General features: G+C 68.6%; 6 protein-coding genes. 3 read left to right on the top strand and 3 right to left on the bottom strand.

The genetic code is table 11. The features are described 5' to 3' along the window. Positions 1–1,991, bottom strand: a 1,991-nt coding sequence (gene purL, locus JOZ00_RS12345; RefSeq protein WP_293344213.1) for a phosphoribosylformylglycinamidine synthase subunit PurL, incomplete at its 3' end; no start/stop codon positions are given. 153 nt (positions 1,992–2,144) lie between these two features. Here purL and JOZ00_RS12340 point away from each other — a divergent pair. The 3 genes from JOZ00_RS12340 to JOZ00_RS12330 all read left to right on the top strand — a co-directional run bounded on the left by JOZ00_RS12340 (position 2,145) and on the right by JOZ00_RS12330 (position 4,817). After that, positions 2,145–2,936: an SDR family oxidoreductase gene (locus tag JOZ00_RS12340; protein ID WP_293344211.1), complete on the top strand. Its 792-nt coding sequence runs from the start codon at positions 2,145–2,147 to the stop codon at positions 2,934–2,936. A 15-nt stretch (positions 2,937–2,951) separates the two neighbouring features. Continuing rightward, on the top strand, positions 2,952–4,028 hold the full coding sequence (locus JOZ00_RS12335) for a diacylglycerol kinase (protein WP_293344209.1): 1,077 nt from the start codon (positions 2,952–2,954) through the stop codon (positions 4,026–4,028). 75 nt (positions 4,029–4,103) lie between these two features. Beyond that, positions 4,104–4,817: an SDR family oxidoreductase gene (locus tag JOZ00_RS12330; RefSeq protein ID WP_293344208.1), complete on the top strand. Its 714-nt coding sequence runs from the start codon at positions 4,104–4,106 to the stop codon at positions 4,815–4,817. Here JOZ00_RS12330 and JOZ00_RS12325 read toward each other — a convergent pair whose 3' ends face one another. Both JOZ00_RS12325 and eccCb read right to left on the bottom strand, forming a co-directional pair. Continuing rightward, a complete protein-coding gene (locus JOZ00_RS12325) occupies positions 4,818–6,032 on the bottom strand; it encodes a type VII secretion-associated protein (protein WP_293344207.1) in 1,215 nt (404 codons plus the stop codon). It lies immediately after the preceding gene. After that, a partial coding sequence (gene eccCb / locus JOZ00_RS12320) for a type VII secretion protein EccCb (RefSeq protein ID WP_293344206.1) occupies positions 6,029–7,426 on the bottom strand: 1,398 nt, incomplete at its 5' end. The genes JOZ00_RS12325 and eccCb, both read right to left, overlap by 4 nt.

Below are 7,426 nucleotides of genomic sequence, written 5' to 3'. Positions count from 1 at the left end.
TCGTGCGCCGCGGACAGCAGCCCGTCGCGCGACGCCGAACGCAGCACCTCGCCCAGCAGCTGCTCGCGCTCGAGGTCGACCTTCGGCGGCAATCCGCCGAGATGGTCCGCGGTCACCTGCGCCCATACCGAACCGTCGAACTCGTCGCGGGTGTCGCCCAGCAGCATCAGGGTCTCCCCCGGTTCGGTGCCCAGGCCCGTGGGGATGCGCCGGCCGACGTCGTCGATCACGCCGAGTACGCCGACGACCGGCGTCGGCAGGATGGCGGCCGAGCCGGTCTGGTTGTAGAAGCTCACGTTGCCGCCAGTGACCGGAATCCCCAGGGCCACACAGCCGTCGGCCAGGCCGCGCACCGCCTGCGAGAACTGCCACATGACGCCGGGATCCTCGGGTGAGCCGAAGTTGAGGCAGTTGGTCACCGCGACCGGCGTGGCGCCGGTGACGGCGACGTTGCGGTACGCCTCGGCCAGGGCCAGCTGGGCGCCGGTGTAGGGATCGAGCTTGGCGTAGCGGCCGGACGCGTCGGTCGACAGCGCGATGCCGCGGCCGGTGGACTCGTCGACGCGGAGCATGCCGCCGTCGGCGTGTTCGGCCAGCACGGTGTTCCCGCGGACGTACCGGTCGTATTGCTCGGTGATGAACTTACGGCTGCACAGATGCGGACTGCCAAGCAGCGCAAGCAAAGTCGCGCGCAGCTCGTCGCCGGTCTGAGGCCGCGGCAGCTTGGTCGAGTGGTCGGCGTTCAGCGCGTCCTGCGACTCGGGGCGGGCGACGGGACGTTTGTAGACGGGTCCTTCGTGGGCCACGGTGCGTGGGGGCACGTCGACCACCGTCTCGCCGTGCCAGGTGATGCGCAGCCGGTCGCCATCGGTGACCTCGCCGATCACCGTGGCGAGCACCTCCCATTTGCGGCACACCGCCATGAACGCGTCCACGTTCTCCGGTGCCACAACCGCGCACATCCGCTCCTGCGACTCGCTGCAGAGCACCTCCGCCGGGGTCATGTCCTTTGCCCGCAGCGGAACGGTCTCGAGCTGAATCGCCATCCCGCCGTCGCCGGCTGACGCCAATTCCGATGTGGCACAGGATAATCCGGCACCACCCAGATCCTGGATGCCGACCACCAGGCCGCCCGCGTACAGCTCGAGGCAGCACTCGATCAGCACCTTCTCCATGAAGGGGTCGCCGACCTGGACCGACGGCAGCTTCTTGCGGGCCGGTCCCCCGCCGTCTTCGATATCAAAGGTGTCGGACGCCAGCACCGACACCCCGCCGATGCCGTCCAGCCCGGTGCGCGCGCCGAACAGGATGATCTTGTTGCCGGCCCCCGAGGCGAACGCCAGGTGCAGATCCTCCTGGCGTAATACGCCAACGCACAACGCGTTTACCAACGGGTTGCCGGCATAGCACGCGTCGAAGACGGTCTCGCCGCCGATGTTGGGCAGGCCCAGCGAGTTGCCGTAGCCGCCGACGCCGCGGACCACCCCGTCGACCACGCGGCGGGTGTCGGGCGCGTCGGCGGCGCCGAACCGAAGCTGGTCCATCACGGCGACCGGTCGCGCGCCCATCGCCATGATGTCGCGGACGATGCCGCCGACGCCGGTGGCCGCACCCTGGTAGGGCTCGACGTAGGACGGGTGGTTGTGGGACTCGACCTTGAAGGTGACGGCCCAGCCGTCACCGATGTCGACGACGCCGGCGTTCTCGCCGATGCCGGCCAGCATGCCCGCCCGCATCTCGTCGGTGGTTGTCTCACCGAAGTAGCGCAGGTGAACCTTGGACGACTTGTACGAGCAGTGCTCGCTCCACATCACCGAGTACATCGCCAGCTCGGCGTCGGTGGGTCTGCGGCCCAGAATCTCGCGGATTCGCTGGTACTCGTCGTCTTTGAGACCCAGCTCGTTAAACGGTTGCGGCAGGTCGGGGGTCGACGCAGCAAGCTCGACGGAGTCGATCGCCTGAGTGCGCGCACTGGTCCCGGAGACAGTCACGCCAGACAGTCTAGGGCTGGGACGCATCCGAGGTCGGGACGCCGCATGGCGACGCCCGGATAGAAAATTAGAACGTGTTTCAGAAATGCCACAACCGAGCCGATGCGGCTTGCTACGGTTTCGGCTGACACCCCCGGACGAAAAGAGGCCGCAATGATCCTGGACAGGTTCCGTCTCGACGACAAGGTCGCCGTCATCACCGGTGGGGGTCGCGGGTTGGGGGCGGCCATCGCGCTGGCTTTTGCCGAGGCCGGCGCCGATGTTCTGATCGGCTCGCGCACGGAATCCGAACTAGAGGCCGTCGCCGAGCAGGTCCGCGCCGTCGGGCGACGCGCGCACGTCGTCGTGGCCGACCTGGCCCACCCCGAGGCAACCGCTCAGCTGGCGGGTCAGGCCGTCGAGGCGTTCGGGAAACTAGACATCGTCGTCAACAACGTCGGCGGGACGATGCCGAACACGCTGCTGACCACCTCCACCAAGGACCTCAAAGACGCCTTCACCTTCAACGTCGCCACCGCCCACGCGCTCACCGTCGCGGCGGTGCCGTTGATGCTGGAGCACTCCGGCGGCGGCAGCATCATCAACATCACCTCGACCATGGGCCGGCTGGCCGGGCGTGGTTTCGCCGCCTACGCCACCGCCAAGGCCGCGCTGGCCCACTACACCCGGTCGGCCGCATTGGACCTGTGCCCGCGGATCCGAGTCAACGCGATCGCACCGGGCTCGATCCTGACCTCCGCGCTGGACGTGGTGGCCGCCAATGAGGAGTTGCGGGCGCCGATGGAAAAGGTGACGCCGCTGCGCCGCCTCGGCGATCCCGTCGACATCGCCGCTGCCGCAGTCTATTTGGCGTCTCCGGCAGGCGACTTCCTGACCGGCAAGACGCTGGAGGTCGACGGCGGCCTCACCTTCCCCAATCTCGACATCCCCGTCCCGGACCTGTGAGCTGAGGAGCCAGCCATGCCCATACCCGTCGTCCAACTGGGCACCGGCAACGTCGGCGTCCATTCGCTGAAGGCGCTGATCACCAACCCCGAGTTCGAGCTGGCCGGCGTCTGGGTGTCCTCGGAAGCCAAGGCCGGCAAGGACGCGGCAGAGCTTGCGGGGCTTGCGGATTCGACCGGCGTACTGGCCAGCACCGACCTCGATGAGGTGCTCGCCACTGGCCCGCAGTGCGCGGTGTACAACGCGATGGCCGACAACCGGTTACCCGAAGCGCTCGAGGACTACCGCCGGGTGCTGGCGGCCGGGGTCAACATCGTCGGCAGCGGTCCGGTCTTCTTGCAGTACCCGTGGCAGGTGATTCCCGAGGAGCTGGTCAAGCCGATCGAAGACGCCGCGCGAGAAGGCAATTCGAGCGTGTACGTCAACGGGATCGACCCCGGCTTCGCCAACGACCTGCTTCCGCTGGCGCTGGCCGGCACCTGCCAGAACATCCAGCAGGTCCGCTGCATGGAGATCGTCGACTACGCCACCTACGACAGCGCCGTCGTGATGTTCGACGTGATGGGCTTCGGGAAGCCCCTCGACGAGATCCCGATGCTGTTGCAGACCGGCGTGCTGAGCCTGGCGTGGGGTTCGGTGGTGCGGCAAATGGCTGCCGGCCTTGGCATTTCGCTCGACTCGGTGGCCGAGGAGTACGTCCGCGAGCCCGCGCCGGAGGACTTCGACATCGCGTCGGGTCACATCCCCAAGGGCAGCGCCGCGGCGCTGCGGTTCGAGGTTTTCGGCATGGTCAACGGCGACCCCGTCGTCGTCCTCGAACACGTCACCCGGTTGCGCGAGGACCTGTGCCCCGACTGGCCGCAGCCGGCCCAGCCCGGCGGGTCCTACCGCATCGAGATCACCGGCGAGCCGTCCTACGCCATGGACATCTGCCTGAGCAGCCGCAAGGGCGATCACAACCACGCCGGGCTGGTCGCCACCGCGATGCGGATCGTCAACGCGATCCCCGCGGTCGTCGCCGCCCCGCCGGGCATCGTGACCACCCTCGACCTGCCGCTGATCACCGGCAAGGGGCTCTACCTTCCCGAGTGATCGGCAGCGCGGCATGAAACCCGCCGTTTTGGCGTTCCCCTTCTAGTCACATGTGCTGGCTCGGAAGGGAAAGCCATGTCGAGACGACGAGTTCTGATCACCGGGGCGTCGAAGGGGATCGGCCGCGCGACCGCCGACCGCCTGGCCGCCGACGGTTACGAGGTGATCGGCCTTGCGCGCACGGCGCCCTGCGACTTCCCCGGACAATTTCATGAGGTCGACCTGGCCGACCGGGCCGCGACCGCGGCGGTCCTGGAAAAGATCGTCGCCGAGGGCACCGTCGACGCGGTGGTCAACAACGTCGGCTACGCGCAGTTCGGCCGCATCGGCTCGATCGACCTGGACGATCTGTTCGCCACCTATGACATGAACGTGCGCACCGCGGTGCAGGTCGTGCAGGCGGTGCTGCCCGGCATGATCGATGCCAAATGGGGTCGCATCGTCAACGTCACCAGCCTGACGACGCTCGGCGTTGCCGAACGTACCCCGTACGCCGCGTCCAAGGCCGCGCTCGAAACGTGCACTCGGATATGGGCCGGTGAGCTCGCCTCGACCGGCATCACCGTGAACGCGGTGTCGCCCGGGCCGATTGAAACCGAGATGTTCCGCGCCAAGAGCCCGACGGGTTCCGAGCGCGAAGCGCGGCTGCTGTCCGCCATTCCGCTGCAGCGCGTGGGCACGCCCGCCGAGATCGCGCACGCGATCGTGATGCTGCTGCACGAAGACGCCGGATACATGACGGGCCAGATCGTTCGGGTCGACGGCGGCGGCAGCATCGGCGCCGCCTAGTCAAACGGCGTGCGCCGTCCGCACCGCCTGCTCGCACACGGCGTGGACGGCGTCTTCGCGTCCGGGTCTGCTCTGGCATCCGACGCTGATCCGGACCGGCCCGTCCAGCAGCACCGTCCACCACACGTGATGGTCGGCGCGCACTTCGCGGTAGGTGACGGCGGGGCGGCCCGCGCTGCTTCCGGTCGGGTTGAAGTCGACGAACACCCCGGCCGGCTCCGCGTCCATCGCGCGTTTCAGCCGCTCGGCAGTGCCACTGAGCGTCTCACCGGCAACCGGCGACTGTGTGACATGCAGCGCGACTTCAGGATCCGATGGCGACGTGACTTGCACCCGCGCGGACCCGGGGCCGCCGACAATGCGCTGCGTCGGCCAGTTCGCGGGCACGCTCAACGCCACCCGGCCTTCCACCAAGAAGGTGGTCGGCGCGGACTCGACCCGTGTTGTGGTGCGGGCGTCGGGCCGGTGCGTCGTCGCCACCGCCGGGGCCGCCGCCGCCGAGACGATGGCGGCGGCCGCAAGCGCGCTGCGTGCGTGGGATCGCACTCGGCCGACGCGCGGGGCGGCGCGTGGCGCCGGCGGATCGGCAGTGGCCGGTGCGGCCAACTGCGCCAGTCCGGCGTCGTCGATCTCCACGACCGTCCGCGCGCTGTCGCGAATCAAGTCAGCGATTATCGTCGCGAGCTCCCGCGCCCCGGGCACCGCGCTGGGCGCGTCGACCAGTACCACCGCCGCGGCCGTGCCGGCGATCACGTTCGCGACGTCTTGCGCTACGCGTTGCGGTTCGGCCGTGCGCGGCACGGCCGATACCTCGGTACCGACGATCGCTACCAATCGCTCCGCGATCTCCACCACCGCCAGCACCTCGGGATCGACGTCGGGTGCCTGCCGTCGCAGCAGCCACGACCGCGGACGCGTGAGCACGTCGCCGGCCGCGTCGGCCGCGGCGTCGGTCAGCACGCCGACGCGCGACGGCGACCACCACGACGGATGCACGAGGACGACCCCGGTGGCCGTTGGGCAGATTGCGGATCGAAGCGCGGTGCGCCAGAGCGAATCCACGGCCACCGGTCGCTCGCCCACGATCGCCAGGTCGTCGTCGATCGCGCTCAGCGCTGCGTCGATTCTCTCGGCGTCAACGAATGCTTCTGTATCGCAACATAATCGACGTATCACGCCGGGTCCCGCCGCCACGATTGCACGGTGTTGGCTCACGGCGCGCTCCAGGCCACCTGGACAAGCTGCTCGTCACCGGGCCGGGCGGTCAGGACGCCGCGGCCGGCCGGCAGCCGCGCGGCGTCGCGGGAACCAAACGTCGGGCGTCCGCTCATCGTCAGGGTCACGCAGCCAATGTCGCGCAGGCTCGTCAGGATGGGATCGAACAACGCGCGTTCAGCTGCACCGCTGCGGTGCGCCACGATCAGATGCAATCCCAGATCCCGGGCGTACGGTAGGAATTCGAGGATCGGTGCCAGCGCACTGCCGGCAGGACCGGTGACGAGGTCGTAATCGTCGACCATCACGTAGACGTCCGGCCCGGACCACCACGACCTGGCTTGCAATTGCGTCTGAGTGGCGTCGTGCGGGGGCATCCGCCGCCGCAGGAGATCGGCCAGGCTCGACAGCAGGCTATCCAGTGCGGGCGGCGACGGCGCATAGCCGCGAAGGTGTTCCGACTCGACGACGCCGAGGAGCGCGCGCCGAAAGTCGACGATGAACAGCTGGGCTTGCTCGGGGAGCTTTGTCCGGACTATCTCCCGGCACAGGGTTCGCAGCGTCGCGGTCTTTCCGCACTCGCTTTCACCGAGGATCAAAAGATGCGCGTGACGTTCGAAAGCGACTGCCACCGGGCGCAATCGGTGCTCCTCCAGCCCGAGCAGGACCCGCGTTCCGAGTTCGACGCCCGCTCGGCGCACGACGGCGTCGTGATCCACGTGTGTGGGTAGCAGAGGTATGGGCGGCGCAACCGATTCACTGGGAGGGATCGCGACGACGGGTGCAGCGATCATCATGTGCAGCCCGTCGCGCGTCAGTCCGCGCCCCGGTCTGTCGCGGGGCACGTCTCGCGCGGCCTTGCGGTCCAGTTCGGAGTCGGCGGGTTCGCCGAGCCGCAACTCGATACGGGTGCCGATCTGGTCCCTCAGCGCGGGACGGATCTCAGCCCAGCGCGACGCCGACAACACGACGTGCACTCCGAACGAAAGGCCCTGCGCTGCAAGCGCAGTGATGGAGTGTTCCAGAGCTTCGAACTCATGACGCACGTTCGCCCAGCCGTCGACGACCAGGAAGACGTCACCGAACGGATCCCCGAACTCATCGCCCGGCAGCGCACGGTATTGCGCGATCGATGCGATTCCATGCTCGCCGAAGATGGCTTCCCGCTCGGTGACCACCGACTCGCACTCGGCGACGATCCGCTCGACGAGTCGCGGCTCCGTCCTGCCCGCGACCGCACCCACATGCGGCAGTGTTTGTACGGAGCCGAGCGCGCCACCGCCGAAGTCCAGGCAGTAGAACTGCACGTGCCGCGGTTCGCGAACCGCCGCCAGCGCGGTGATCAGCGTCCGCAGTGCCGTCGACTTGCCCGACTGGGGCGCGCCGACGATCGC

This window comes from Mycobacterium sp., assembly GCF_019243155.1.
Lineage (GTDB): Bacteria > Actinomycetota > Actinomycetes > Mycobacteriales > Mycobacteriaceae > Mycobacterium.
Note: the sequence above shows the minus strand (reverse complement) of the source record. Positions and strands in the feature narration are given on the sequence as shown.